The organism is Anaerolinea thermophila, assembly GCF_020723905.1.
In the GTDB taxonomy this organism is placed as follows: Bacteria; Chloroflexota; Anaerolineae; order Anaerolineales; family Anaerolineaceae; genus Anaerolinea; species Anaerolinea thermophila_A.
Genome location: NZ_DYHZ01000004.1, coordinates 91461 through 117623 on the forward strand (window position 1 = coordinate 91461; position 26163 = coordinate 117623).

Sequence of the window (26163 nt, forward strand, 5' to 3'; positions counted from 1 at the left end):
AGTATTAACGTTTGAGAAGGGTGGTACGCTTTTGCGTGGCTCTGTTGAACCCTGTCCGTCCGCATTCATCGGTATAATCAAAATATGCACACACCGCTCTTAATTCCTTTAGACTCCCTGCATCCGGTCGACTGGCTGCTTGCCGCGCTCTCGTTTGCCGCCGAGCGCCACCGCGATCAGCGCCGTAAGGGCGTCCTGCACGCCCCTTACATCAACCACCTCATCGAGGTGGCGCACCTGCTGTGGTCCGTCGGCGGCGTGCGCGACCCCGAAGTGCTGGCGGCGGCGATCCTGCACGATGTACTGGAAGACACCCCCACCGCGCCTGAGGAAATCAACCGCCTGTTCGGCGCGCGGGTGCGCGCCCTGGTGCAGGAAGTGAGCGACGACAAGAGCCTGCCGCAAGCCGAGCGCAAGCGTCTGCAGGAAGAGCACGCCCCTTACCTCACCCCCGACGCCAAACTTATCAAAATCGCCGACAAAATCAGCAACGTGCGCTCGATTCTGGAAGATCCCCCCGAACAGTGGAGTGACGCGCGCCGCCGCGAGTACGTCGCCTGGGCGGTGCGGGTGGTGGCGGGCATGCGCGGCATCAACCCGGCGCTGGAAGCCGAGTTCGACCGCATGGTCGAGCGGGCGCGGGAAATCTGGCAGGACCTGCCCTGAGGGAGAAAACCTTCCCTGCGGTAATTTATCAAATCGGGTAAAATTACGGGTAATTCAGGTGGGCATTCCCCCGCCCGATCCTGGTTTTCCCGGAGCATCTCATGACCACAGAAAAACTGGAACGGCTCTTTCACATTCTCGGCGAGATGGACAGCGCCATCGTTGCCTTTTCCGGCGGGGTAGATAGCACCCTGGTTGCCGCCGCGGCGCACCGCGTACTGGGCGAGCGCGCCGTTGCCGTCACCGCCGTATCGGAAAGTCTGGCGGAAAGCGAACGCGCCGAGACCCTCGCCCTGGCGCGTCATATCGGCATCCGCCACGTGCTCATCCACAGCCACGAACTGCAGGACGAGCGCTACCGCGCCAACTCGCCCCTGCGCTGTTACTGGTGCAAGAACGAACTGGGCACCCTGCTCACGGCATACGCCCGGCAGAACGGCTACCGCGCCATTCTGGACGGCAACAACCTCGATGATCTGGGCGATGTGCGCCCCGGACGGCAAGCCATGCAGGAAGCCGGTTTCCGCTCCCCCCTCATCGAAGCCGGCATGACCAAAGCCGACGTGCGCGAGGCGGCTCGCCTGCTGGGCTTACCCAACTGGGACAAACCCGCCATGGCGTGTCTGGCGTCGCGCATCCCCTTTGGTATGCAGGTGACGCGCGAAAATCTCCGTCAGGTGGAGCAGGGCGAAGCCTTCCTGCGCTCGCTGGGACTGCGTCAGGTGCGCCTGCGCCATCACGGTCAGGTAGCGCGCATCGAGGTCGAGGAAAGCGGCTTTGCCCTTGTGCTTCAGCACCGCGAAGCCATCGCCGCGCGGCTCAAGGAAATCGGCTTTACCCACGTGGCACTGGACCTGAAGGGATATCAGCAGGGCAGTCTGCACGCCGCCCTGGCTTCCCCTTCCCCCGCATCCGCCGGGCAGTAAACATCTCCCACGCATCACTGCCCCTGTCAAACTGCCGGAATGCCCGTTTTGCCCCCTCGCCGTGCCTGGAAAGAATGCCAATTGCATGGCTAGAATGCGATAAAAGACAGTACCCCCTCAACCCCAAAACAGGGTATGATGGTAGGGAAGCAACGATGCCTGCATCGCGCCTGCCATCCTTTCCAATTTCGAATCGAGAGGTTCCACGAACATGAGCACCTACAAACGCGTTCACAACTTCAACGCCGGTCCTTCCATTTTGCCCGAGCCGGTCCTGTTGCAGGCTCAGGCGGAAATGCTGGACTATCAGGGCACCGGCATGTCGGTGATGGAGATGTCCCACCGCTCCAAAGAGTTCGAAGCCATCATCCAGACCGCCGAAGCCGACCTGCGTGAATTAATGCGCATTCCCGAAAACTACAAAGTGATGTTCCTGCAGGGCGGCGCCAGTTTGCAGTTTGCCATGCTGGCGATGAACCTGCGCCCCGCCGGCGCCTCGGCGGATTACATCGTCACCGGCGCATGGAGCCGCACCGCCCTGAAAGAAGCCCAGAAACTGGGCACTACCCGCGTGGTCTTCAACGGCGAGGGTGAAAACTTCACCCGCCTGCCCGAGCCCGCCGAACTGCAATTCGACCCTCAGGCGGCATACGTGCACTTCTGCCACAACGAAACCATCCACGGCGTGGAGTTCAAAACCGAACCGGTTGTTCCCGAAGGCGTGCCGCTGGTATGTGACATGTCGTCCGATTTCCTCAGCCAGCCGGTGGACGTGAGCAAGTACGGCTTGATCTACGCCGGCGCGCAGAAAAACGCCGGTCCCGCAGGCGTGACCATCGTCATCATCCGCGAGGACTTGCTGGCGCGCGTTCCCGAAAAACTGCCCGTCATGCTGGATTACAAAGTGCTGGCAGAGAGCGGATCCCTGCACAACACCCCGCCGTGCTACGCCATTTACATCACCGGGCTGGTGCTGAAGTGGCTCAAGAACCTCGGTGGGCTGAACGCCATGTACGAGATCAACCGCGAGAAGTCCGAAATGGTGTACCGCACCATTGACGAGAGCGGCGGCTACTACCGTGGACATGCCCGCCCCGAAGCCCGCTCCATCATGAACATCCCCTTCCGCATGGCAAGCGAGGAACTGGAAGACCTGTTCGTCAAGGAAGCCAAGAAAGCCGACCTGATCGGCTTGAAGGGACACCGCTCGGTGGGCGGTCTGCGCGCCTCGCTCTACAACGCCCTGCCGCTCGACTCGGCGCGCGCCCTGGTGGCATTCATGAAAGACTTCCAGCAGCGCCACGGCTAAAGCAAATCAGAAATTGGATTCACAGCAAAAGCGGCTCTGTCCATGAAGACAGAGCCGCTTTTGTAATCGCCGGTTCAATTCCCTGCTGGCGCAAAATCCGATACGATCCCCCACCAGCCCTTGTAGCCCCGGCAGTCGAGGTTTGCGGGCATTTTTAGCCCGGATCGGCGTACTGCACCCGTCCCATCCGCCAGACCTCGCCATCGGCATTCACAGGGATGCGTGTAAGGACAGCATCATCGTCGTTAACGGCAAGCAGATCGGCAAAGTTTGTAATCTGCTCTCCGTAGCGGTTGTTCGATCCTTCCAGAATGGCGGCTTCCAACACACCAGTGTGCACCTCCTCAACCGTCCGCGGGGACGATACCTCGGGGGTGTGTTCGTAGTTGTAGGCAATGACATCGAAGAACACCGGACGACGCAGTCGGTTGCCGCTCAGCCGCGTCAACAGCGCTTCTGCAAGTGCTGGATACGGCGTGTATTCGGGGTTTTCCAGCCATGCCGTGATATCGGCCTCAGATACGCTGTAGTCAATGCCCACGGCAGCCAGGGCGCCAAGCATTGTCTTCGTTGGCTCCACCTGCACGTTGACCAGTTGACGAAACGCAGTCCGTCCTGCGGCATCAAGCCCCGGCACTTCGTTGATCAGGCGGGCTGTCTGCACGTACCAGAGCCGCTGGACTTCCTCACGGACGTCAAATCGCCATTCCGGCTCCGGCGTCGGCTTCCGGAACACACGCGGCATTTGTTGATAGCGTTCGAAAATGCGCCGGAAACACCCCGCAAGGATCGCCTCATCTTCCGGATGAATGCCCTCGAACCAGCCCTGAGCAGTGAAGGTGGTACTTGCCGTGGCAGTCGTCCCGTCGCCGGTGATGGTGACAGTTACCGGAACTACAAATCGTTCGCCGCCGCGGGAGGTCAGCGAGAGTTCAAAAACCACAGGGTCAATCGTGTACTGTACTGCAAACGTCGCACCATTATAAGCCACGTTCAATGTGCCGCCGTTGCCGGTCGCAGGCACACCTCCAACCGTCCACGTCACGGTAGCCGCAGGCACGGCTGGTCCGCCATCCCCGCCGAAGCCGGTCGTGCGGATGCGAAACTGGCTAAACGTTGATGTGGCAAACGTTCCTTTGCGAATTGCGTCGCCGCATGGCGTCCTGATTTGCTGAACCGCTCCAATCACATCCATGACATCATCCGAATGATTGCCCCGGACAATTTCGACACGCCGCCCCGCGCCTATTGTGACCGAAACCTCAACCCAGTTCCGCTCTGGATCTATATCGTGGATCTGGACAACGAGTGGTGTCGTGGCAACGGCAACATCGGTGTCCACTGACACCGCCGGGATTGAGCCGCGGTACCAGACCCGCGGGCCGACGTTCGGCCGGTCAACGAGGGAATGCACAACCACACCCTCGCGCGACAGACTCGGTCCGAGGAGGTCCATACCGGCATCCCATCCGCGGGCTGTGCGGTATTCAACATACACGCGCCCCACACCATTCGCCGGCTCGTTCGGCGGATGCAGGATCAAAAGACTCTGACCCTTTGAAGCAGACGCCGGCACCAGGCGCACCCGAACAGCGCCCCCCGGAGGGGGAAAGGGGCGCTCGACAACCCGACCGGCAAGGGCATCGGGCATGAACCGGTGCAGGTTGGCGCGGGACAGGTGAGGTCCCATGGACAGGACACTGTTGGCATTCGGCCAACCACTGACGGCAGGTCCGTTGAACGTCGGCGAAGCCGCCCAGAACGGGCCTGTCCCCAGCCAGCGGGTGCCGAACGATGCCGAAGACATCAGGTCATACGGCGATCCGTATTCCGGTCCCAGGATGACATTACTATCGCCAGGATTCCAATCCGTACCATTGTTGTCAAGGCCAAAGGTGTGGTCAAAGCCAAACACATGCCCGATTTCATGGCACATGAACGTGTGATTGCTTGTTGACGTCGGCAGGACTGCCACAGTGAATCCCTCGACGCCTGTCGTTCCGCCATCAAAGCCGGTTGTGATCGTCGCAGGCTGTCCGGGCTGTCCGGCAAGGGGATTCGCCATGGTCCGCGCTCCGGGATGGGTCAGCACCACGAGCCCGTCAAGTCTGGCCAGCGGATCGTGCCCGGGATAACGATCGCGCAGCGCTTTAATCGCAGCCTTTGCCTGGGCACTTCGGCTTGTATCCGCGCCGAGGGTGACGTCCACCCAGGGAAACATCGGCGAATCAAGAAAGTCGAGATAGCCGCGGGTAGTGTTGATCCAGTAACGAAACAGCGCGTGACTGCCGGTCATCACCATGGCGAGACACGCCTGATCGGGAATCTCAGGGACAGTGGTATCGTGCCGGGCTCGGATGATACCGAGCCGAACATTTTTAGGCATGGGTTACTCCTCAAATGTCTGTCGAGACGTCGTTCCCGTATGGAGGCCGCCTCATGGATGAGAAACAGAATATTTCTGCAACTGCCAAAAGACCCCGTTAAGGCATAGGACAATTAAGGCTGAGAGAAGCCATAAATCGAAGCCATTGCGACTGTTCCGGGACCAGTGGGCTGAAGCCATGGAAAACACGCCTTCATGGCTCCCAGACAGGGTAAATTTTTATAATCAAAGCCTCCTCAAATCTATTATATATTATTTTGATTAATTATATCTGTATTGTAAAGAAGTAAATGGATAAAAAACCAGTCTGTCCAGATCGTCAGAAAACAAAACCTCATTACGGGATGGTGAAAAACGGTATCCGGAGAGCCCGCATAAAATTTATCATTTTGTTTTATTGTGTAGTAAAATTTTAATCAACCTCTTCCCATTTTCCTCCCCACCTTTTCCGGACTGAAGAGACATGTTTTACTCAACCCATCTCTGGAGGACCCGTGAACAAAACCCGTATTCAAATTCTCATCGCCGCGCTGGTGCTGATGCTGGTCACACTGGCTTGTGAGTTCAGCGCCAGCACTGCTAAAATCCAGGAAGTGTGGATGTCCACCGACGACGCAGGAGAACAGCGCACCACTGTATACGCCCCGGATGCCGTTTTTTACGCACAGGTGGACCTGCGCAACGCCCCCGACGATACTCAACTCAAAGCCGTGTGGACGGCTGTGGACGTGGAAGGCGCCGACCCCAACACAGTGCTGGCAGAAACCGAGTTCACCAGCGGGAGTGGTCAGGTCACTTTCAACCTGACCAACGACCAGTTATGGCCACCCGGCACATACCGTGTGGAGATCTACCTGAACGGAAAACTGGATAAGAGCGTGGACTTCTCCGTACAATAACCAGGTCAGCAGGCGGCGACGATCTCCATCAGGCAACGGGTGAGGTACGAGCCGCCTTCACCACTGCCCTGCCCGGCTGCCGCCAACCTGGCAGGGTTTTCCCATAAACCGGCTGACCATCCCCTTCTGTTCCAATGGAGCAGTCATGAACAACGCAAAACGCCCTGAGTTTCCGCTTCTCTTCTTCCTGCTGACACTGGGCTTTTCCTGGCTCTTCTGGATGCCCCTGGCTTTCCAGGCACAGGGATGGCTCGCTCTGCCCCAACCGCTGGCAGATTTCCTCGCCAGCCCGCTCAACCCCGCGCCGTGGGCGCCCACCCTGATGGGCTTCCTGATCACCCTCATCGGCGCTGGCTGGCGGGGACTGGGCGCCTGGCTGAAGGACGGCTTGAACCCGCGCAATCCGGGGCGCCAGGGATGGAGCATGGCAATTTTCCTCCCTCTGGTCATCTTCCTGGGCGCGCACCTCATCGAAGCGCTCATCCGTCAACACCCGCCGGACCTCTCCATCCTCAGCAACCCGCCCATGGCGCTGATCGCTCCCTTTGTCATTCTGCTCACCGGCGGCCCGCTCCAGGAAGAATTCGGCTGGCGCGGTTATGCCCTGCCGCGCCTGTTGCACCGTTACAACGCCCTGACCGCCAGCCTCTGGCTGGGATTCTTCTGGTGGCTGTGGCATCTGCCACTGGTGTTCATCCCCGGGCGTTTCATGGTCAACAGTTTGCCCCTGTTCCTGCTCCTGCTGGTGGAGATAACCCTCACAGCAACCCTGATGACCTGGGTGTACCGGCGCACCCGTCAAAGCATTCTGGCGGCGCTGGTCTTCCACACCCTGATGAACTACTCCATCTGGGTGCTTCTGCCCTCCATGCAGGTCTCCGCCGGGCTGATTCTCATCACCTGCGCCCTGCTGGCTCTGGCGGTGGCAGGGCTGGTCCTGCGGGAAGAGACCCAGCACATTCACCAGGGATAAACCCTGCCGCAATGGACGCACACCTCCGGCGAGTGGAACGCCGTGCTGATCACCTGGACCTTCTTGCTGATATGGATGACCCTGAACACGTTCATTGTCGGATGGCTTTTCCTGCGCCGTCCCTCAAAAGGGCGGGGAGAAACCCCGTCCTGAAATGCTTGAGAAGCACAGCATTCTTTATATTCACGGGTGGAAAAACTGCCTGCACGGGGCAAGCCAGCCCGGATTCGATCTCCAGGGGGATTTGTAATGAATCTGAAAGGTGCTTAAGCGAAACAAATTTTCTATAATAGAAATAACTCAAATGGGGGAGAGACCAGCCTGCCGGCGCCAGCATTTCAGCAGGATTTCCTCCATTTGATCCGCCGGGACTTTGAAAATTGCCTGAAACTTTTTTACCCGCCCGGCGTTATATCTCATAGAGGATTGCAGACGGCAACGCCGATGCCCGCGCAATCCGGTCGCCCTTCGGTTTTATTGTTGTACGGAGGAGGTCTCTATGTGGATCGTTTACCTGGCCGTCGCGTTTGTTGTGCTGGTCTTTGGCGCCATCAGCCTGTTCGCTCTGGAGACTGAAACAAAGAGCAATGAGCAACATCAACGCAAACCAACCCTGTAAGGCGCATCGCCGCCCATCGAGCCTCCCCGGAGCCGGTTTCTCGTCCTGAGATGTCCGTCTCCGGGTGGGGACCCCCCCTTTACCCGGGGACGTTGTAGAGAAAGGCTCCCGTCTGCCATCGTGGACGGGAGCCTTTGCCGTTTAACACCCTCCCAGCACCTCCGCCAGTTTGTCCGGTTGAAAATCCACGATAACCGTGCCGTTGATGTCGAACGTCGGGGTGGTCAGGTTGCCGTTTGCCCAGCGGCGCACCTGTTCGGCGGCTTTCCGGTTGCGGCTGATATCCACCTCCACGAACTTAAAGCCCCTCTGCATCAACCACTGACGGGCTTGCTTGCAGTCATCGCACCACGGCGTGCAGTACATCACGATACCGCCGTGAGGCAGTGGCTCATCTTCCACCAGGGCGTGGGGTTCGTTTGCCGCCGCTTCGGGATCCACCTGCCGCAGGATGGCGCGCAATTCCTCGTTATCGGGTTGCTGGTCAATATCGTGAATATCAATATAGCGAATGATGCCCTCGCGGTCAATGACGAACAGGGCGCGCTCGCTGGTGCCGTCGGCGCGCAAAACACCGTACTGTTCGGCGACCTTCCCGTGAGGGTAAAAATCGGAAAGCAGAGGGTAAGAGATTCCCCCCAGTGAATCCGCCCATGCCTTCAGGCAGGGCACGCTGTCCACGCTGATCCCCAGAACCTGGGTGTTCAATCCCGCGAAGAGAGCCTGTTCAGCCTCATACGACGGGATCTGGCTCGTTCATATCGGTGTCCATGCCAGCGGAAAAAACGCCAGCACCACATTGCGTCCGCGCAGACTGCTGAGGGTAACCTCTTTGCCCAGATGCGAAGGCAGGGTAAAATCAGGTGCAGGATCACCAACGCTCAGGCGCATCGTATTTCACCTCCATAACCGGTATTGTACTGCGTTTTTATGCGCACAGCGGGGTGATGTCTCATCCTGTTTGCATGGAAAGGGGCGGTTGGAACGCAGTCCACCCCCCGCGGAGAGACCGATTTGCACACCATAGGGATTGTCGTCCCCGTCTTTAACGAAGAAGAAGCCCTGCCGGCATTCCACCGTTTGCTGTGCCAGACGATTGATTCGCTTCCCTACCGCTTCCTCATTTACTACGTCAACGACGGCTCGCGCGACGGCACCATGACCATCCTGCAGTCCATCTGCGCGGCGGATGCCCGCGTGACCGCGCTGGAACTCTCGCGCAACTTCGGGCATCAGGCGGCGCTGACCGCCGGGCTGGACATCGCCGAGGGCGACTTTGTCATCTCCATGGATGGCGACGGTCAGCACCCCCCCGAACTGATCCCTGAGATGCTCAGACTGGCGCAGACAGGTTACGACATCGTCCTCACCCAACGCCTGGAAGATGAGCGTCTGCCGCTCTTCAAACGCCTCACCGCCGGGTGGTTCTACCGCCTCCTCAACCGCATCAGCGACACGCCCGTCCTGCCGGGTGGAGCCGATTTCCGCCTCATGTCCCGCCGTGCGGTGGATGCCCTGCGCGGCATGCGCGAGTACCACCGCTTCCTGCGCGGCATGGTCTCATGGATGGGCTTCCGCAGCGTCATCCTGCCCTACCAGCCGCCCGAGCGCATCGCCGGACGTTCCAAGTACACCCTGCGCAAAATGCTCAAACTGGCGCGCGATGCCGTCTTCTCGTTTTCCCTCGTCCCCCTGTACATCGGGCTTTCGCTGGGCGGGGTCATGCTCGGTCTGGCGGTGCTGGAGGTCATTTACGTGCTCAGTCTGTGGCTCAGCGGAGATCGCTCCAGCCTTGCCCCCGGATGGAGTTCGCTCATGTTCATGTTGCTCTTCACCAACGGCATCCTGATGATTCTGCTGGGCTTTGTGGGCGTGTATGTGGGCTACATCTTTCAGGAGGTCAAACGCCGCCCCATTTATCTGGTGCGCTCGGTGCTTCGCACCCCTCAACCTTCGGCGCAGGAGGACTGGGAAGGCGAATGAAGCGGTTCCGTAACGGGGTCATTCCGCTCTTTCTGCTGGCGCTGGCAGGGCTGGCATACGGGCTGTGGGCAACCCGTCTGGGCATTTACTGGGACGACGTTCCCATCACCTGGATTTACCACACCTACGGCGCTTCAGGGCTGACCCGCTACTTTTCCACCAACCGTCCCGTGTGGGGCTTGCTCTATCAACTCACCGTGCCCGTGCTGGGCATGCATGCTCTGGCATGGCACATTCTGGCAATTCTGGGGCGCTGGCTGAGCGGCGTTTTGCTGTGGCGGTTCCTGCTTGCCGTGTGGCGCGACCGCAAGGACTTTGCCGCATGGGCGGCGGCGCTGTTCATCCTCTACCCCGGCTTCAGCCAGCAGTTCATCCCGGTGGTGTATTCCCATTTCTTCATTGTGCTGAACGTCTTCCTTGGCTCGTTCCTGCTGAGCGTGCTGGCAGTGCGACAGCCCCGCCGCCGACTCATCTACTCCCTGCTGGCGTGGGCGCTGGGGCTGGCAAACCTGCTCTTCATGGAGTACTTCTTCTTCCTCGAACTCACCCGTCCGCTGTGGCTGGCGGTGGTGATCTGGCAGGAAAGCCCCACACCGCGTTCGCTCTGGCAGACTCTCAAACGCGCCTTCATCCTGTGGCTCCCCTATCTGGGATCACTGGTGGGTGTCATGCTGTGGCGGGCGCTCTTTTTTGGCTATGGCTTATACAGACCCATCTTCTATGAGATGCTGGCGCAGAATCCCCTTAACGCGCTGGCATACTGGCTCAACCGCACCGTGCAGGATGCCATCCTCACCGCAGTGATGGCGTGGGGCAATGCCTTCCAGACCCCCGGCGCGCAGGAAATGGTGCCGCGTCTGCTCATGGGCTACTACGCCGTGGTGGGAACTGCCTTCCTGCTGGGACTGGCGGTCATCTGGCTCACCCGCACCCCGCGCGAATCGGCGCCCCCGCGCCCCCGCCTGTGGGTCACCCCCTTCCTGCTGGGACTGGCAGGGCTGACGGTGGCGGGCGTGCCCTACTGGCTGACCGGTTTGCCGGTGCAGTTGTACTTCCATGCCGACCGGTTCACCCTCTCCTTCATGCTCTCCGCCGTGCTGGTGACGTGCGGACTGTTCTTTGCCCTGCCCCTGCCGCGCGGACTGCGCCTGGTGGTGTTGAGCGTGTTCCTCGCCTTCTCGGTGGGTTATCAGTATCGCAGTGCGGTGGTGTACCTGCGCGACTGGGTGGTGATGCAGAGGATGTTCTGGCAACTCTCGTGGCGCATGCCCGCTTTACAGCCCGGCACCACCCTGTTATCGAACGAACTGCCCATGCGCCACTATTCGGATAACTCGCTCACCGCGCCGCTCAACTGGATGTATGCGCCCGACAACACCGAACCCCGTTTGCGCTACATCCTGTTCTATCCCACCGTGCGGCTGGGCGCCAACCTGCCCGGTCTGGAGAAAGGCTTGCCCTTCGAACTGGATTATCTGGCGGCAACCTTCCAGGGCAACACCGCTCAGGCGGTCACCTTCTGGTACAAACCGCCTGCCTGCGTGCGGGTGCTTGACCCGGAGATTGACATCGAGAACTGGACACTGCCCATCTACCTGCGCGATGCCATGGCCATTCACGATACTGCCCCCATCCTGCCGCAGGGCAACCCCTACCTGCCGGAGATCCTCTTCGGCACAGAACCACAGCCCAACTGGTGCTATTATTTTGAAAAAGCCGATCTTGCCCGCCAGCAGAAGGACTGGGAAGCAGTAGCGCGCTGGGGAGAGCAAGCCTTTGCCACCGGCGATTATCCCAACGACCCACTGGAGCGCTTCCCCTTCATTGAAGCCTACGCCCATCTCGGCGAGTATGACCGCGCCATGGAGCAGACCCGCCTGGCAGGAGACATCTCCCCCGTCTATCAGCGCCTGCTGTGCCGCCTGTGGCGGCGCATCGAACGCGAAGCCCCGCCCACCCCGGAGAGAGATGCCTCATACCAACAGGTGATGAACGATTTTGCCTGCGATGAACCGTTTACCCCGCCGCCGGGCATCACCCCGGAGCGCTAAGTTTCACATCCTTGAGGGAGGAGCACTGGTCATGAAAGTACTGGTTACTGGAGGAGCAGGGTACATTGGCAGTACCATTTGCTCGGCGCTGGAAGATCACGGACACACCCCGGTCATCCTCGACTCGCTGATTACCGGCAGGGAGGAATTTACCCGCGGGCGCATCTTCTACCGCGGCGATATCGCCGATGCGGCGCTGGTGGAGCGCATTTTCCGCGAACACCCTGACATTTACGCTACCATCCACTGCGCCGCGCTCATCGTCGTCCCTGAATCGGTGGAGAAACCCTACGAGTATTACACCGAGAACGTCTGCAAATCGCTGTCGTTGTTCCACACCCTCAACCGTCTCGGGTATGGACGGGTGGTCTTCTCCAGTTCGGCTTCCATCTACGACGTGGTGCCGGGCTTCATGGTCACCGAGGAATCGCCGCTCAAACCGGGCAGTCCCTACGCCCGCACCAAGTACATGATGGAGATGATTCTGAAGGACTTCTGCACCGCCTACCCCATGAAAGGCATCGCCCTGCGCTACTTCAACCCCATTGGCGCCGACCCGAAAATGCGCTCGGGCATTCACGTGAAAGAGCCATCCCACGTGCTGGGCAAACTGGTGGATACCGCCCTGGGCAAACTGCCCTGCTTTGAAATCACCGGCACGAACTGGCCCACCCGCGACGGCACGGGCATCCGCGACTACATTCACGTGTGGGATCTGGCACTGGCGCACATCCAGGCAGTGGAGCAGTTCGAGCAGGTCTTTGAGCGTCTGGGCGGAAACACCCGCTACGCGGTTATCAATCTGGGTACCGGACGCGGCGTGACCGTGCGCGAACTGGTGACCGCCTTCGAGAAGGTGTACGGCAAAGAAATCTGCAAGGTGGAGCGTCCCCCGCGCCCGGGCGATGTGGCGGGAGCCTACGCCAACGCCGACACCGCCCGCCGTCTGCTGGGTTGGGAGGCGCGTCTGCCCATCGAACAGGGCATCGCCGACGCCCTGCGCTGGGGAGAAATCCGCCACACCATTTTGAAATACGATTAAACGCCTGTGTTATAATGACTCTACAGGTCGCCCGCAATGCCCTGCGAAACGCCGTCGCTGGGGTGCAGTGTTGGTGTGTGGTAGGGCAGGCTGGAAAATGGGTGCGCAATCGTTGAAGTCCTCACTTCGTCTTCCCCTTCTGGTTCTTCTTCTGCTGTCCCTGTTGGCTACGCCTCTTTCAGTTCAGGCGCAGGGACAGATGCAATTGCTCGCCTATGGACTGCGTACCGACGCCTTTCCCTCCATCTCCTTCTTTCTGGAAGCCTACGATCCTCAGGGCAACTTCCTCACCGACATTCAACCTGCCGAAATTACCCTGAGCGAAGACGACGCCCCGGTTGCCGTCTCCTCTGTGGAGGAAATCGAACCGGGCATTGAGTTTACTCTGGCGTTTAACCCCACCCGCGACCTCGCCCGCCGTTTTGGCGACACCACTCAGTTCGATCAGATTCGCCAGACCCTGCTGGACTGGGCAGGACAGCAGCAATCCCGCGGAGGGAGTACCTTCAGCCTGTCCACCGAAGGAGGCTTGCAACTCATCCGCGCCCGCCAGCCCGCCGAGTTCAGCGGCGCCTTGAGCGCCTACCAGCCCGCGCTGGAACGCCTCACCGTCCCCACCCTCTTCCCGCTGGTGCAGGCGGTCAACCTCGCCGCCGATCAGATCAACGACCCCACCATCAAACGGGCAGTGCTGTTCGTCACCCCGCCGTTGCAGGGCGAGCAACTCAACGGGCTGGAAGACCTTGCCGCGCGCGCCGTGCAGTTGCGCGTGCGCGTCTTCGTCTGGGTGGCAGTCCCCTCGCTGGACGGCACCGCCCCCGATACCGCCGCCCTCCAGCGGCTGACAGACGCCACCGGCGGCAAACTGGTGCTGATTGCCGGGCAGGAAACCTTCCCCTTGCTGGAAGAGTGGCTCAAGCCCCTGCGGCGGGTGTACCAGGTGCGCTTCCTTTCGGGGGTGCGCGCAAGCGGAACGCACCGCCTCACCATTGCCCTCAACCGCTCCGGCATGCAATCCCTGTCCCCCGCCACGCTGACCTATGCCATCCAGATTGCCCCGCCCAACCCCATCTTCCTTGCCCCACCCAATCAAATCGAACGCCGCTGGACGCAGGAAACCGCCCAGCAAGCCAGCCAGTTGACTCCCCAGAAAACCTCCCTGCAGGCGCTGATTGAATTTCCCGACGGCTATGCCCGCGGACTGCGCTTCTCCCGCCTGTATGTGGACGGCACCCTGGTGGATGAGAACACCACCCCGCCCTTCGATCAATTCGAGTGGGATCTGGCGGCGTTCAACACCCCGCGCACCGCTTACCTGCAACTGGAAGTGGAAGATGAACTGGGCTTGACGGCAAAGAGCATCATCCTGCCGGTGGAAGTACTGGTGGAAGAACCACCCCGCCGCACCCTGTGGGAGCGCATTTCTTACCGCGGAGTCATTGCCATCGGCGCGGTACTGCTGGCGGCGCTGGTGCTGACCATGGTTTTGCTGGGCGAAAGCCGCGCCCGCCGACAGCGCACCCCGCGCCTGCGCCGTTCGCTGACCGACCCGCTCACCCAGCCGGTGAGCATCGTTCAGGATGCCGCCCGCCCCGTGCAGGAACGTGCCCGCCCCGTCACGCGGACGGGCTTTGAGACCCCACCTGTCCCGGCGTATCTGGTGCGTCTGGGCGAGGACGGCGAAGCCCTGCCGGGCACGGTGGTGCCGCTTTCCCGCACGGAGTTAACCCTGGGAAGCGACCCCCGCGAGGCAATGGTCATTGTGGACGATCCCAGCGTTTCGGGTCTGCACGCGCGTCTGGTGCAGGAAGAAGAAGGCAAATACCGGCTCTTTGACGCCGGTTCGCAGGCGGGCACCTGGGTGAACTTTCAGCCGGTGCTGCCAGAAGGAGTGCTGTTACAGCACGAGGATTGCATCCATCTGGGACGGGTAATGTATCGCTTTGACTGCACTCAACCGGAAAAGAAACGGGAATGGCACACACAACCTGTTCAGGGGGAATGATTCATGAGGCGAATGGAACGCCCGGCAGTTCCGGTGGCGGCAATCAGCCACCCCGGAATGAAACGCCGCGGCAATGAAGACCGTTTTGGCGTCTTTGCGTACCGGCAGCACCCGCCTTTTTCCCTGCCGGTCGTTTTGCTGGTGCTGTGCGACGGGGTGGGCGGTCACCGCGCCGGCGAGGTGGCGGCGGAGATTGCCGTGGAGCAAATTGACGCCGCCGTTGCCGCCAGCGACGGTTTGAATCCGCCTCAGATTTTGCGTCAGGCAATTCAGCAAGCCAGCGAAGCCATCCGCCAGCAGGCGGAGCAAAACCCCGATCAGATCGGCATGGGCGCGACCTGCGCCTGCGCCTGGATTGCCGGCAGACGCCTCTACACCGCCACGGTGGGCGATTCGCGCATTTACCTGATTCGTGACGGCAAAGCCCACCGTCTGAGCATTGATCACACCTGGGTGCAGGAAGCCCTTGAACAGGGCATTCTGAAACCGGACGAGGTAGAGGGGCACCCCAATCAGCACGTCATCCGCCGCTATCTGGGCTCGCCTCAAATTCCCGAGGTGGATTTGCGCCTGTGCTGGGACGAAGCCCCCGCACAGAACGACGCTCAGCGTCTGGAAAATCAGGGGTTGTTGCTGCAGGACGGCGACCTCGTCCTGCTGACCAGCGATGGGCTGACCGATCTGGTCTCGGATGGCGAAATTGCTGCCACCTTCACCTCCCAACCTCCCAGAGAAGCCCTGTCCCGTCTGGTGGAGATTGCCAACACCCGTGGCGGTTTCGACAACATCACCATGGTGGCGGCGCATATCCCGCCGGCGCAGTACCGCGAGGAAGCCACCCGACCGCTGAAAACGCACACACCCTCCCGTTCCCGCCGTTCCCGTGAGTGGCTGGGATGGTTGGGGGTGATTCTGCTCCTGCTGGGCGTTGCGGCGATTGCCGGATGGTACCTGATCGGCGGCGTACAACCCCCACCGGTCACCCCGACGGTTACAGCAGTTGCCTCGCCTCAGGCGGTACCAGCCACCAGCCCGTCCCCGCCATCCACGGCGACATCCTCTCCCCCCACCGCCACGCCTGAAACGCTTTCCTCGCCCACGGCGCAATCTGGCGCCGCGCCGACCTTCACCCCCTGGCCCACCCGGCTCCTGCCTTAGTCGCGGAAGCGTTCGTAAATTGCCAGCACCTTATCGGCGTAGGAATAACCCACGTTCATGGGACCGTATGCCATCAGCCCGTCGCGCACCGAGCCGCGCTTGCTGATCAATCCGGCAAGCATGCGTGTACCGTAGCGGATGTTGAACTCCGGGTCGAACAGTTCTGCCATGCTGGGACGCGAGGCAAAGCACGGTCCGTTGACACAGCGGAAACTGGCGGCAATGCCATCGCGCGGCATCACCTGCATCAAGCCCACCGCACCGCTCCTGGAGTATGCGTCGGGTTTGCCGCCGCTTTCCTGCACAATCAGCGCCGCAATCAGGTCGGGATCCAGCCCGTTCTCGTTGGCGTAACGGGTGATGAGCGCGCACCAGCGGTAAACCGCCTCGGGAAAACGCGGGCTGACCTCGCAGGCAGAGTCATCGGATGCCGGGGGGTCTTCCCGGGGTGCGGGCGCATCTGCGGCAGGAGGTGTCTCTACCGCTTCGGCGGCATCGGCGGTCTCGGCAGGCGCAGAGAGCGTCTCAGCAGGCGCGGAGAAAGACGGCTCCTCGGTGGATGCCGCCACCACCTGAATCTGCCCGATGGCGTTGGCGGCAAAGATGAGGAACGCCGCTCCCAGGGCAATCCCGCTCAAAATCCAGCGAAATGGGATGGTCATACCTTTATTATATAGTACATATGTTCTATTTAGCAAGGATGATTCGGGGAGATTTTCCGGGATAAACCGGGAACCAACCTCTCAAGAACCTCCCATTCTCCATCTCTCTGGTACAATATTTGTATGCGTGCGCGGTGGATGGATTTCCTCCCCCTCTTCCTCGGTGATACCCTTGCCATCCTCGTCATCAGTGTGGTTGGGTTTGCCTTTCACGGGAGCGCGCTTGCCCGCGTGTGGAGCACCTTCCTGCCCCTGCTGATCGGCTGGGCGCTGATTGCCCCCTGGCTGGGACTGTATCAACCGGTGGTGTTCACCCGCATTCCTCAGGCATGGCGCGCCGGGCTGGCGGCACTGCTCGCCGCACCCATCGCCGGCGTCCTGCGCGGATGGTGGCTGAACAGCGCGGTTCTGCCCGTCTTCGTGGGCGTACTGGGAGCCACCGCCGCCCTGGGGATGATCCTCTGGCGGGCGGTGTGGGCATGGCGCGCTGGAAAGCGGATGTGACATGGACGAACTGGCATTGATTCAGGAAGCCCGCAACGGCGATTTCAACGCCTTTAACCGTCTGGTGCTGGCATATCAGGATATGGCGTATCATCTCGCCATGCGCATGCTTTCTGACCCCGATCAGGCGGAGGATGTCACCCAGACGGCCTTCCTCTCGGCGTACCGCCACCTCTCCTCTTTTCGCGGCGGCTCGTTTAAAGCCTGGGTCATGCGCATGGTCACCAACGCCTGTTACGACGAACTGCGCCGCCGTCAGCGCCACCCCAGCACGCCGCTGGAACCGCTGGATGACGACGACGAGAGCATCGAAAGCCCCTCATGGATGGCAGATGATGGGCTTTCTCCCGAAGAACAACTGGAACAAAAGGAACTCGACCGTGCCATTCAGCGCTGTCTTCAGCAACTGGATGAGGAATTCCGCGCGGTGGTGATCTTCATTGACCTGCAGGGCATGGATTATCAGGAAGCCGCCGAGATTCTGGGCAAACCGCTGGGCACGGTCAAGAGCCGTCTGGCGCGCGCCCGCCTCAAACTGCGCGACTGCCTGCACCGCTTCTGGGAACTTTTACCCCCGCTGTTGCGTCTAAACACTCAGAGAGACGATTAACCATGAACGGCGACCTTTCCTTCCGCGAGTATGAACGCTTTTCCGCCTATCTGGACGGACAACTGTCCCCGGAGGAAGTTTCGCGTCTGGAAGAGGATTTACGCCGCAACCCGCAGTGGCGTCTGGCGCTGGACGAACTGCGCGAAACCCGCGCCCTCTTACGCCGGGCGCCGCGATACCGCGCCCCGCGCAACTTCACCCTCACCCCGGAGATGGTAGGAAAACCAGCCCGTCAGGGCTTTTTCTCGTTCCTCTCCGCGCGTCTGGCTACCGGCATGGCGGCAGCCGCACTGGTCGCCACCCTGTTACTGCAATTCCTGCCTGCCCTGCGCTTTGCCGCCCCCATGGCGGCGGCGCCTGCCCCGCAGGTAGTGGAAAAAGCCGCTGAAATGCAAACCGTCCCTCAGGAAACCCAACCCGCCATCCTTGCCCCTGAAAGCGCCATGCGTGCCGCAGTACAGCCCACCGCAACCGCACCCATCATCATCTGGAACGCGCCGGGCGGTCTGGGCGGCGGCAGTGGCGCCCCCGAAGGCTACGGCGGTGAAGCCATGAAAGCCGCAGGCGCGCCCTCTCAGGAAGGCATCGTCACCTATCAGCAGGAGACCACCGCTCAGGGCATGGGCGGCGGAGGAGCCGAAGCCGGAGCCAGCGGCATGGCAACCCCCGGCGAAGGCATTGTCCATTACGGCGATCAACCGGCGCCGGGCACGGTCCCACCGGTAGTGCCCACCGAAGCCCCCTCCCGCGCGCTGACGTCCGAAGCCACCCCCGCCGAACCCGTGGAGGGCAATGGTCCCATTCTGGGCGTGCCTGCCTCCGGAGAAGCCGGGCAGGTGATTGCCGCCCTCCCCGCACCGGAGGAGAGCGAACGCCCGTCTGCCGCGCCCCTCGAAGCCCCCGCCCCCTTCTGGACACCCGTGCGGGTGGCGCAAGCCGTGTTGCTGGGCATGGCGGCGCTCTTCGCCGGCATGGCGGTATGGCTGCGCCGGAAAGGATGAACCCCGTGGCAGGAAAAGCGCACTTTTGCATTCAATGTGGAGCGCGGCTGGAGACGCGCTTTTTGTTTGGCAGAGATCATCAGACCTGCCCGCAGTGCGGCTGGATTTTCTTTGAAGACCCCAAGGTGGCGGTGGCGGTGCTGGTGGAGCGCGGCGAGGAAGTCCTGCTGGTTCAGCGCCTCAACCCGCCCCTGCAGGGATTGTGGTCCCTGCCCGCCGGATTCATGGATGCTTACGAAAACCCCGCCCGCGCCGCCGAGCGCGAATGTCTGGAAGAAACCGGGCTGGTGGTACGGGTCACCCAGTTGCTGGGCATCGTTCCGGGACGCGAGCACCCCAACGGTGCCGATCTGGTCATCGCCTACCGCGCCGAGGTCGTATCCGGAGACCTGCAGGCAGGCGACGACGCCGTCAAAGCGGCATTCTTCCCGCGCAGTGACCTGCCGCCGCTGGCGTTCCGCGCCACACAGTTGATTTTAGAGGGCAAAATTCCCCAGACGCATCAGCACATGGAATAAATCGGGTCAGCGCACCCAGCGCCGCAGTGTCCCGCTCTCGGTGGTGAGGAAGAACATCCAGTGCGGCTCTGCCGGGTCGGCACGCACGGCGTTCACGTTGAGGGCGCGCAGTTGCGGTTCCAGTTCCACCCAGGTCATTCCCCCATCTTCGGAGAGGAAAGCCCCGCCCTGTCCGGCGGCAATCCAGCGCCCCGCCCTCGCCGCATCCGCCCACAGCGCAAAGATGGCGCGCCCGGTCAATCCCAGCGCGCTCCAGGCGCTCCCGTCCCAGCGGTACACCCCGCTGGCAGTGCCGGCGTACACACGGACAGGCTCGGCAGGATCGGTTGCCAGCGCGTACACACTGCCCCCCGGCGCCGGTATCGGCGTCCAGGTGGATCCGCCGTCTTCGCTGCGTTGCACCGCCCCGCTGGAGGTTGCCGCATATACCTGCTGTGGACTGGCGGGATGCACCGCCAGCGCCGTCACGCTCTGCCCGTTCAGCCCCGCCGCGTTCCAGGTCAGTCCGCCGTCCATACTTTTATACACCCCCGCACCGCCCGTGCCCAGGTAAGCCACGCCGGCATCCGAAGGCGCAAAGGCAAGCGTCAGCATGGCAGTAGAAGGCAGGGCGCTGGTCTGCATGGCAGGAGCCCCATCGGGCATCAGCAGGGTCAAAGGGTCAGGAGGAGAAACCGGCAGAGGCGGCACCGATCCCTTTGCGGCAGTCCCCGTGTCCTCACCCACCAGCGTTAACTTCATCCATGCAGAAGAGGGAGCATCCAGCCGGTACAGCCCGCCCTCGGTCAGGGCAAACAAACGCGTCGGACTGGTGGGATGAGAGAACAGCCCCCGCAGATTCAGGTTGCCCAGCCCGCTGTTGACCGGCGTCCAGGTCTGCCCCTGGTCAGTGCTGAGGAAGATGCCCCTGCCGTACACCGCCGCATACCAGCGCGGCGGAATCCCCGGAACAATTGCCAGCCCGGTCACATTCAGGTGCGCCAGCCCGCTGGACATGTTGCTCCAGGATTTTGCCCCGTCGCTGCTGCGGTAAATGCCGTTGCTCACCACACCGGCATACACCAGCGCGCTGTTGTCCGGGTTGACCAGCACGCTGTACACCAGTTCGTTCGTCAACCCGGTTACCGCCCACGACTGCCCGCCGTTGCCGCTCTTCAGCACCCCGTGATTGGAGAAGGTGGCGGCATACACATTCTCGGGCGCCTGCGGGTCAAGCGCCATGCCGTACACCTTGACATTGGGGTAAGCCAGCAAATTCCAGGTGACCACGTCATTGGTGGATTTGTAGAAACCGGTGCGGTGCCACACCCCCATGTACGCCACACTGGGATTGCGGTAGCGCGGATCGAACAGCACCGCCCGTCCGGAGAGGTCATCCACGCCGGTATTGGCAGGACTCCAGGTGCGCCCGTAATCACGGCTCAGGTAAGCCCCATGCTCATGCGTGGCGGCAAGAAGAATGTTGGGGTCGCGCGGCAGCAGCGCAATCGAGTACACCCAGTCCTGCTGATCGCTCCCCCCCACGTTTTCCAGCACCGCCCGCCAGGAATTGCCCCCGTCCTCGCTCTTGTAAAGGATGCCCTTCCAGGGGGGAAGGGCTTCGTCTTTGTAAATGCGCGTCCCTGCGTACACGCGGCTGGAATTCTCCGGATCCACCGCCAGCGTGTACACAATCGCACCGGCGGCAATCCCGTTGTTCACCGGCGCCCATGTCAGCCCGCCATCGGTGGACTTGAACACCCCACTGCGGTACGTGCCGGCGTACAGCGTGGACGGATGGAGAGCATCCACCGCCAGCGAGTTGATCATCAGATTGGTCAAGCCGTCCCGCGCGGGGAACCAGTGCACCCCGCCGTCGGTGCTTTTATACACCCCCGCGCCAAACGTCCCCGCATAGACGATGTTGGGACTGCGCGGATCGGTTTCCAGCGCCACCACCGAACCGCCATAGGGACCCACCCACTGCGGCGGCGGTTCGCTGGAAATCAGAGGGAGATAGGTGGAGAACGGCGGCTCTCCCTCTCCATGAACGGGCAAGAACAGAAGGAACAGGGAGGCAAAGCAAGCCAGCAAAACCAGCCACGCACGCAGTTTCACCATGCCGGTCAGGGATTTCCTCTCTACAGGCGTTTCACAGGCTTACCGTGCAACCTCTGTGCCACTGCGTTCGACCAGCGCGCGCAGTGCCAGCGCATACGACAGCCAGCCAAACCCCGCAATCGTACCCACGCACACCGGCGCAATCAGCGAGCGCTGACGAAATGCTTCGCGGGCATGCACGTTGGAGAGATGCACCTCAACCACGGGAATGCCGATGGCGGCAATGGCATCGCGCAGGGCAATTGAAGTGTGCGTGTATGCCCCCGGGTTGAACACCACCCCCTCTGCCCATGCCCGCGCGCCGTGCAGGGCTTCAATGAGTTCCCCTTCATGGTTGGACTGAAAACAACGGATGGACACACCCAGTTCCTGCGCCAGCATCTGCAGGCGCGCGTTGATCTCCGCCAGCGTCAGCGCGCCGTATACCTGCGGCTCACGGGTGCCCAGCAGGTTCAGATTGGCACCATGTAAGATCAGATAGGCTTTCATGAAGAAGAATTATACAACAGGGGCGCTTTCGCCCAGCATCTGCCGCTGTATCGATTCGCGTTCTACCGTGATAAACCGCCAGAAAGCCGCTCCAGCGCTCCCTGTGGGGTTGAGGCGGTGACGACACATGTAAATTTGCTGTTCAAAGGTCATCCCCCGCACCCGCACAACCGCCACATTGGGCAGGTATAAATGCCGCAGGACCATGCCAGAAACAAACCCCACCCCCGCCCCCTGCGAGACAGCAATGGCAATGGCTTCCGAATTGCCCATCCGCAGGACCACCGGCAGGTCGTAGATGTTAAAGCCTCGTTTTGCCAGTTCGCTCTTCACCACGCAGTACGTACCGGCAGTATCTTCGCGCAGGATGAAACGCTCGCGCGGCAATTCCTCCAGGTCAATCTCCCCTCGCCTCGCCCAGGGATGATTTTCAGGCGCAATTAAATGCACCGGATCGGTGAGGAAAGGGAAAAACTCGTAATGGTGGTCAAATTCTTCGATACTGCTGGAAAACGCAAACTGAGCATGACCGCTTTCCAACGCTTCCAGCGCAGCAGCGCGGCTCACCACCAGACACTGCGCGCTCACCCGCGGATAGCGGGCAAGGAACTGGCTCAGAATCACCGGCAGGACGTACTTGCCCGGTGTGGTACTGCAGGCAATGATCAACTGCCCGTTAACCTGATCGCGGCTGGCTTCCACCAGATCGCGGGCGCGAATGTTCAGCGCCACCAGTTGATGCGCCACCGGTAGAAAAGCCTGTCCTTCCTCGGTCAACGCCAGTTTGCGTTGCTGACGGTGAAACAACGCCTTGCCCAGTTGCGCTTCCAGCGATTGGATGGTCTGCGTGACGGCAGGCTGGGAGAGGTTCAGTTTTCGGGCGGCTTGCGAGAAATTGAGCGTTTCGGCGGCAACGATAAACACCCGTAATTGATGAGGGTCAAACATACCTCCATCTCCCTGATAATAAGATTTACTTATCGAATTTTATCACACTTCAAAATAGCAGGATATGACCATTCACACTTACAGAGTTGGATGAATATCCTTAAAATTGGATGAGATTTGTGAAAAATACCACAAAGGAGAATGCGCATGAGGAACTGGCGTCTCTGGTTAGGACTGGTGGGGTTGACTCTGGTACTGCTCAGCGGCTGTGCGCGCACAGCGCAGGTTGCCGAGCCCACCGCTCAGCCCACCCCCGAAGTCCCACCCACGGCGATTCCCACACCCACCCCAAAAGTGGATTACTGTCTGGAATGCCACACCGACAAGGATCGCCTCATTGACACCGCCAAACCCGAGGAAGAGGTCATCTCCGAATCCGAAGGGGCTGGCTGAGGGGGCGAACTGGCTCCGTTGGAGCCATGGGAAAAGGTGCTGGTCAGCACCGACTTCAAAGAAACCACCCACGGGCGCTTTACCTGCGTGCAGTGCCACGGCGGCACGCAATCGCCGGATAAAGACACCGCTCACACCGGTATGGTTGCCGATCCTCTCACCGAGGGCAAGGGGCGCTGTGATCTGTGCCATAAGGAAATTACCGAGCAGTACCCCGACAGTTTGCACGCCTCGCTGGCGTCTTACAAAATTTCCATGTATGCCCGCAGTGTGCCGGAGAATCACCCCGCGCTGGATGAAGCCTACAACAACCACTGCAGCACCTGCCATTCTTCCTGCACCGACTGCCACATCACCCAGCCCCAGCACATGGGCGGTGGTTTCCTGGATGGGCACAAATTCGTGAAAACCCCGCCGATGACCCGCACCTGCACGGCATGCCACGGGACGCGCGTGGGCAATGAATACCTTGGCAAGAACGAAGGCATCCCCGGCGATATCCACTTCCGCCAGGGGCGCATGAACTGCGTATCCTGCCACGAAGGCGCCACCCTCCACACCACCCCCGAAGATGCCCGCGGCAACCGCTACTGGGGCGAGCAAACCCCCGCCTGCGAGGACTGCCATCAGCAGGTTGGCGCATCAGGCGACCCCATTGCTCAGCACGTCCTGCATAAGGATAAACTCCAGTGTCAGGTATGCCACTCGGTGCAGTACACCTCGTGCGATGGCTGTCACGTTGCCATCAGCCAGAAAACCGGTAAGCCCTTCTTTAAGACCGAAGCCACTTACCTGACTTTCTTCATCGGAAAGAACGCCACCGATAACCCCAACCGCCCCTATGAGTACGTGACCGTGCGGCATGTACCGGTGGCGCCCACCAGTTTCCAGTACTACGGCGAGAACCTCCTGCCGAACTTTAACCTGCGTCCCACCTGGATGTACACCACCCCGCACAACATTCAGCGCAAGACGCCCCAGAATTCGTCCTGTAACAGTTGTCATGGCAACAGCGAACTGTTCCTGACGGCTGATAAGGTCAAACCGGAAGAGTTGGAAGCCAACCGCAGGGTCATCGTCGAAGAAATCCCTGCACCCATTCCGGGACAATAACACACCATTCTTATCGAGGAGAGAAGTATGTCTCGCAAATTGTCTTTACCGCTTATCGTTCTGGTACTGATAGCGCTGGTATTGAACGCCTGCGCTCCCGCCGCAACCCCCACGGTTGCCCCCACCAGTACCACCGCGCCGGTGGTGGTTGAACCCACTGCCACCCCGGAACCCACCGTTGCCCCCGATGTGGCGGCGCTGTGGAACGATTTGATTGCCAGCCTGCCCGCCGATAAGGGCTATGGACTGGTCTCTGCTGCCAAACTCAATGAGGAACTGGCAGAGAAAGCCCCCTTCCTGCTGGACGTGCGCGAAGCCGCCGAACTGGAGAAGGACGGCTACATTGAAGGCGCCGTGCACATCCCCGTGCGCCAGGTGCTGGACAACCTCGACAAACTGCCCCCCCAGGATCAACCCATCGTGGTCTATTGCGCCTCCGGTCACCGTGGCGCCTTTGTGATGGCATCGCTGAAACTGCTGGGCTACACCAATGTGCGCAATCTGGCGGGCGGTCTGGGTGCCTGGAAGAAAGCCGAACTGCCTGTGGTCACCGGCTCCATGCCCGAAGCCCCCAAAGCCGGCACCGCTCCGGAGATTAAAGATCAGGCGCTGTATGAACTGCTCAAGGGCTTCTTCACCAGCCTGCCCGATGGCTTCTACTCCATCAAAGCCGACAAACTCAACACCGAACTGGCAGAAGGCAAAGCCTACAACCTGATTGATGTTCGCCGCGAAGACGAATTCCAGAAGAACGGCTACATTGCGGGCGCCGTCAACCTGCCCATGGAAACCCTCTTCGCCAGCCTGGACAAACTGCCCGCCAAAGACGCCCCCATCGTGATCTACTGCGCCTCCGGTCACCGCGGTGCAATTGTCGCCATGGGCTTGCGCCTGCTGGGCTACACCAACGTCATCAATCTGGTGGGTGGCATCAATGCCTGGAAGGCGGCAGGCTTCCCGCTGGAAGGCGTGGTGGACTGGAACGCCCTGTGGGGTGACTTCCTCACCAACCTGCCTGAGAATTTCTACACCATCACCGCTGCGAACCTGAACAGCGCTCTGGTGGAGAAAGCCCCCTTCCTGCTGGACGTGCGCGAAGCCGCCGAACTGGAGAAGGACGGCTACATTGAAGGCGCCGTGCACATCCCCGTGCGCCAGGTGCTGGATAACCTCGACAAACTCCCTGCCCAGGATCAACCCATCGTGGTCTATTGTGGCTCCGGTCACCGCGGCGCCTTTGTGATGGCGGCACTGCGCTTCCTGGGTTACACCGATGTGGTCAATCTGGTGGGGGGGCTGAATGCCTGGAAGAAAGCCGAACTGCCTGTGGTTACCGGCTCCATGCCCGAAGCCCCCAAAGCCGGCACCGCCCCGCAGGTGGATGCCCTGCGCCTGGAAGGGCTGAAAGCCTTCTTTGCCGGTCTGCCTGAGGGCTTTGGCACCATCAAAGCCGGTGATTTGAACGCCGCCCTGGGCGAAGCCACCAAACCCTTCATTCTGGACGTGCGCACCGAAAAAGAATATACCGAAGACGGGCACATTGAAGGCTCCGTGCACATCCCGATCAATACGTTATGGGCAAATCTGGACAAACTGCCCGCCAAAGATGCCCGCATTGTCGTGCTGTGCAAATCGGGTCACCGCGGCGCGCTGGCTATGATGGCACTGCGCATGAACGGCTACACCGATGTGGTCAACCTGTTGGGCGGCACCAATGCCTGGGTGGCAGCAGAACTCCCGCTGGTGAAGTAACGCAGAACCGAAAATAGCCTCTCAATCTCCCCGAAAGGACTCTTTCGGGGAGATTT

The 26163-nt window shown here is 60.9% G+C and carries 23 protein-coding genes; 17 read left to right on the forward strand and 6 right to left on the reverse strand.

Features of this window, described 5'->3' with window-relative positions:
- The first annotated feature begins 84 nt into the window (after positions 1 to 84).
- The 3 genes from LHF31_RS07200 to serC all read left to right on the forward strand — a co-directional run bounded on the left by LHF31_RS07200 (position 85) and on the right by serC (position 2901).
- Entirely contained in the window at positions 85 to 666 is a 582-nt protein-coding gene (locus LHF31_RS07200; protein WP_298002534.1) for an HD domain-containing protein, read from the forward strand.
- Positions 667 to 767: 101 nt separating this feature from the next.
- Positions 768 to 1592: an ATP-dependent sacrificial sulfur transferase LarE gene (larE, locus tag LHF31_RS07205; RefSeq protein WP_298002531.1), complete on the forward strand. Its 825-nt coding sequence runs from the start codon at positions 768 to 770 to the stop codon at positions 1590 to 1592.
- Between the two features lie 211 nt (positions 1593 to 1803).
- Positions 1804 to 2901: a phosphoserine transaminase gene (gene serC / locus LHF31_RS07210; protein ID WP_298002528.1), complete on the forward strand. Its 1098-nt coding sequence runs from the start codon at positions 1804 to 1806 to the stop codon at positions 2899 to 2901.
- Positions 2902 to 3055: 154 nt separating this feature from the next.
- Here serC and LHF31_RS07215 read toward each other — a convergent pair whose 3' ends face one another.
- On the reverse strand, positions 3056 to 4966 hold the full coding sequence (locus LHF31_RS07215; protein WP_303773978.1) for a hypothetical protein: 1911 nt from the start codon (positions 4964 to 4966) through the stop codon (positions 3056 to 3058).
- Between the two features lie 815 nt (positions 4967 to 5781).
- On the opposite strand from LHF31_RS07215, the gene LHF31_RS07220 reads away from it, so the two are divergent.
- Both LHF31_RS07220 and LHF31_RS07225 read left to right on the forward strand, forming a co-directional pair.
- Positions 5782 to 6186: a hypothetical protein gene (locus LHF31_RS07220; protein WP_298008136.1), complete on the forward strand. Its 405-nt coding sequence runs from the start codon at positions 5782 to 5784 to the stop codon at positions 6184 to 6186.
- Between the two features lie 145 nt (positions 6187 to 6331).
- A complete protein-coding gene (locus tag LHF31_RS07225; RefSeq protein WP_298008134.1) occupies positions 6332 to 7159 on the forward strand; it encodes a type II CAAX endopeptidase family protein in 828 nt (275 codons plus the stop codon).
- A 760-nt stretch (positions 7160 to 7919) separates the two neighbouring features.
- On the opposite strand, the gene LHF31_RS07230 is transcribed toward LHF31_RS07225, so the two are convergent.
- A complete protein-coding gene (locus LHF31_RS07230) occupies positions 7920 to 8669 on the reverse strand; it encodes a redoxin domain-containing protein (RefSeq protein ID WP_298008132.1) in 750 nt (249 codons plus the stop codon).
- A 123-nt stretch (positions 8670 to 8792) separates the two neighbouring features.
- Here LHF31_RS07230 and LHF31_RS07235 point away from each other — a divergent pair, with 123 nt between their 5' ends.
- From LHF31_RS07235 to LHF31_RS07255, 5 genes are all read left to right on the forward strand, one after another.
- Positions 8793 to 9761 carry a glycosyltransferase family 2 protein gene (locus LHF31_RS07235; RefSeq protein ID WP_298008130.1) on the forward strand — a complete coding sequence of 323 codons (969 nt, stop codon included), beginning with the start codon at positions 8793 to 8795 and terminating at the stop codon, positions 9759 to 9761.
- Positions 9758 to 11812 (forward strand): lipopolysaccharide assembly protein LapB, encoded by a 2055-nt coding sequence (locus LHF31_RS07240; protein WP_303773981.1) that lies wholly within the window; start codon positions 9758 to 9760, stop codon positions 11810 to 11812. Before LHF31_RS07235 ends, LHF31_RS07240 begins: the two co-directional genes overlap by 4 nt.
- Positions 11813 to 11843: 31 nt before the next feature.
- Positions 11844 to 12854, forward strand: a complete 1011-nt coding sequence (galE, locus tag LHF31_RS07245; RefSeq protein WP_298009381.1) for a UDP-glucose 4-epimerase GalE — start codon at positions 11844 to 11846, stop codon at positions 12852 to 12854.
- 97 nt (positions 12855 to 12951) lie between these two features.
- Positions 12952 to 14859, forward strand: a complete 1908-nt coding sequence (locus LHF31_RS07250) for an FHA domain-containing protein (RefSeq protein ID WP_298009383.1) — start codon at positions 12952 to 12954, stop codon at positions 14857 to 14859.
- Between the two features lie 3 nt (positions 14860 to 14862).
- Positions 14863 to 16017, forward strand: coding sequence for a protein phosphatase 2C domain-containing protein (locus LHF31_RS07255; protein ID WP_298009386.1), 1155 nt, complete (start codon positions 14863 to 14865; stop codon positions 16015 to 16017).
- On the opposite strand, the gene LHF31_RS07260 is transcribed toward LHF31_RS07255, so the two are convergent.
- Positions 16014 to 16679 carry a lytic transglycosylase domain-containing protein gene (locus tag LHF31_RS07260; RefSeq protein ID WP_298009389.1) on the reverse strand — a complete coding sequence of 222 codons (666 nt, stop codon included), beginning with the start codon at positions 16677 to 16679 and terminating at the stop codon, positions 16014 to 16016. The genes LHF31_RS07255 and LHF31_RS07260 overlap by 4 nt on opposite strands.
- A 123-nt stretch (positions 16680 to 16802) precedes the next feature.
- On the opposite strand from LHF31_RS07260, the gene LHF31_RS07265 reads away from it, so the two are divergent.
- Genes LHF31_RS07265 through LHF31_RS07280 form a run of 4 tightly spaced genes read left to right on the forward strand, consistent with a single transcriptional unit; the run spans position 16803 to position 19312 of the window.
- Positions 16803 to 17183: a DUF3054 domain-containing protein gene (locus LHF31_RS07265; protein WP_298009391.1), complete on the forward strand. Its 381-nt coding sequence runs from the start codon at positions 16803 to 16805 to the stop codon at positions 17181 to 17183.
- A 1-nt stretch (position 17184) separates the two neighbouring features.
- On the forward strand, positions 17185 to 17793 hold the full coding sequence (locus tag LHF31_RS07270) for an RNA polymerase sigma factor (protein ID WP_298009395.1): 609 nt from the start codon (positions 17185 to 17187) through the stop codon (positions 17791 to 17793).
- A 2-nt stretch (positions 17794 to 17795) separates the two neighbouring features.
- Entirely contained in the window at positions 17796 to 18794 is a 999-nt protein-coding gene (locus tag LHF31_RS07275; RefSeq protein ID WP_298009398.1) for an anti-sigma factor, read from the forward strand.
- Positions 18773 to 19312: an NUDIX hydrolase gene (locus tag LHF31_RS07280; protein WP_303773984.1), complete on the forward strand. Its 540-nt coding sequence runs from the start codon at positions 18773 to 18775 to the stop codon at positions 19310 to 19312. The genes LHF31_RS07275 and LHF31_RS07280 overlap by 22 nt, the downstream gene beginning before the upstream one ends.
- Positions 19313 to 19318: 6 nt before the next feature.
- Here LHF31_RS07280 and LHF31_RS07285 read toward each other — a convergent pair whose 3' ends face one another.
- The 3 genes from LHF31_RS07285 to LHF31_RS07295 are packed head-to-tail and all read right to left on the reverse strand — an operon-like array spanning position 19319 to position 22849.
- Positions 19319 to 21412: a hypothetical protein gene (locus tag LHF31_RS07285; protein WP_298009404.1), complete on the reverse strand. Its 2094-nt coding sequence runs from the start codon at positions 21410 to 21412 to the stop codon at positions 19319 to 19321.
- Positions 21413 to 21451: 39 nt separating this feature from the next.
- The gene (aroQ, locus tag LHF31_RS07290) at positions 21452 to 21901 is read right to left on the reverse strand and encodes a type II 3-dehydroquinate dehydratase (protein WP_298009407.1); all 450 of its coding nucleotides are present in this window, start codon (positions 21899 to 21901) and stop codon (positions 21452 to 21454) included.
- A gap of 9 nt (positions 21902 to 21910) precedes the next feature.
- Entirely contained in the window at positions 21911 to 22849 is a 939-nt protein-coding gene (locus tag LHF31_RS07295; RefSeq protein WP_298009409.1) for a LysR family transcriptional regulator, read from the reverse strand.
- A gap of 147 nt (positions 22850 to 22996) precedes the next feature.
- Here LHF31_RS07295 and LHF31_RS07300 point away from each other — a divergent pair, with 147 nt between their 5' ends.
- The 3 genes from LHF31_RS07300 to LHF31_RS07310 are packed head-to-tail and all read left to right on the forward strand — an operon-like array spanning position 22997 to position 26107.
- Entirely contained in the window at positions 22997 to 23242 is a 246-nt protein-coding gene (locus LHF31_RS07300; protein ID WP_298009412.1) for a hypothetical protein, read from the forward strand.
- Positions 23243 to 23260: 18 nt separating this feature from the next.
- Positions 23261 to 24355: a multiheme c-type cytochrome gene (locus LHF31_RS07305; RefSeq protein ID WP_298009415.1), complete on the forward strand. Its 1095-nt coding sequence runs from the start codon at positions 23261 to 23263 to the stop codon at positions 24353 to 24355.
- Positions 24356 to 24382: 27 nt separating this feature from the next.
- Positions 24383 to 26107, forward strand: coding sequence for a rhodanese-like domain-containing protein (locus LHF31_RS07310; protein WP_303773987.1), 1725 nt, complete (start codon positions 24383 to 24385; stop codon positions 26105 to 26107).
- Positions 26108 to 26163 lie beyond the last annotated feature (56 nt).

What these genes read in the sequence shown, in the direction of transcription:
- LHF31_RS07200 (WP_298002534.1), top strand. Translation starts at nt 85, where the DNA reads ATGCACACACCGCTCTTAATTCCTTTAGACTCCCTGCATCCGGTCGAC.
- larE (WP_298002531.1), top strand. Translation starts at nt 768, where the DNA reads ATGACCACAGAAAAACTGGAACGGCTCTTTCACATTCTCGGCGAGATG.
- serC (WP_298002528.1), top strand. Translation starts at nt 1,804, where the DNA reads ATGAGCACCTACAAACGCGTTCACAACTTCAACGCCGGTCCTTCCATT.
- LHF31_RS07215 (WP_303773978.1), bottom strand. Translation starts at nt 4,966, where the DNA reads ATGGCGAATCCCCTTGCCGGACAGCCCGGACAGCCTGCGACGATCACA.
- LHF31_RS07225 (WP_298008134.1), top strand. Translation starts at nt 6,332, where the DNA reads ATGAACAACGCAAAACGCCCTGAGTTTCCGCTTCTCTTCTTCCTGCTG.
- LHF31_RS07240 (WP_303773981.1), top strand. Translation starts at nt 9,758, where the DNA reads ATGAAGCGGTTCCGTAACGGGGTCATTCCGCTCTTTCTGCTGGCGCTG.
- galE (WP_298009381.1), top strand. Translation starts at nt 11,844, where the DNA reads ATGAAAGTACTGGTTACTGGAGGAGCAGGGTACATTGGCAGTACCATT.
- LHF31_RS07250 (WP_298009383.1), top strand. Translation starts at nt 12,952, where the DNA reads ATGGGTGCGCAATCGTTGAAGTCCTCACTTCGTCTTCCCCTTCTGGTT.
- LHF31_RS07255 (WP_298009386.1), top strand. Translation starts at nt 14,863, where the DNA reads ATGAGGCGAATGGAACGCCCGGCAGTTCCGGTGGCGGCAATCAGCCAC.
- LHF31_RS07260 (WP_298009389.1), bottom strand. Translation starts at nt 16,679, where the DNA reads ATGACCATCCCATTTCGCTGGATTTTGAGCGGGATTGCCCTGGGAGCG.
- LHF31_RS07265 (WP_298009391.1), top strand. Translation starts at nt 16,803, where the DNA reads ATGCGTGCGCGGTGGATGGATTTCCTCCCCCTCTTCCTCGGTGATACC.
- LHF31_RS07270 (WP_298009395.1), top strand. Translation starts at nt 17,185, where the DNA reads ATGGACGAACTGGCATTGATTCAGGAAGCCCGCAACGGCGATTTCAAC.
- LHF31_RS07275 (WP_298009398.1), top strand. Translation starts at nt 17,796, where the DNA reads ATGAACGGCGACCTTTCCTTCCGCGAGTATGAACGCTTTTCCGCCTAT.
- LHF31_RS07280 (WP_303773984.1), top strand. Translation starts at nt 18,773, where the DNA reads ATGGCTGCGCCGGAAAGGATGAACCCCGTGGCAGGAAAAGCGCACTTT.
- LHF31_RS07285 (WP_298009404.1), bottom strand. Translation starts at nt 21,412, where the DNA reads ATGGTGAAACTGCGTGCGTGGCTGGTTTTGCTGGCTTGCTTTGCCTCC.
- aroQ (WP_298009407.1), bottom strand. Translation starts at nt 21,901, where the DNA reads ATGAAAGCCTATCTGATCTTACATGGTGCCAATCTGAACCTGCTGGGC.
- LHF31_RS07295 (WP_298009409.1), bottom strand. Translation starts at nt 22,849, where the DNA reads ATGTTTGACCCTCATCAATTACGGGTGTTTATCGTTGCCGCCGAAACG.
- LHF31_RS07300 (WP_298009412.1), top strand. Translation starts at nt 22,997, where the DNA reads ATGAGGAACTGGCGTCTCTGGTTAGGACTGGTGGGGTTGACTCTGGTA.
- LHF31_RS07310 (WP_303773987.1), top strand. Translation starts at nt 24,383, where the DNA reads ATGTCTCGCAAATTGTCTTTACCGCTTATCGTTCTGGTACTGATAGCG.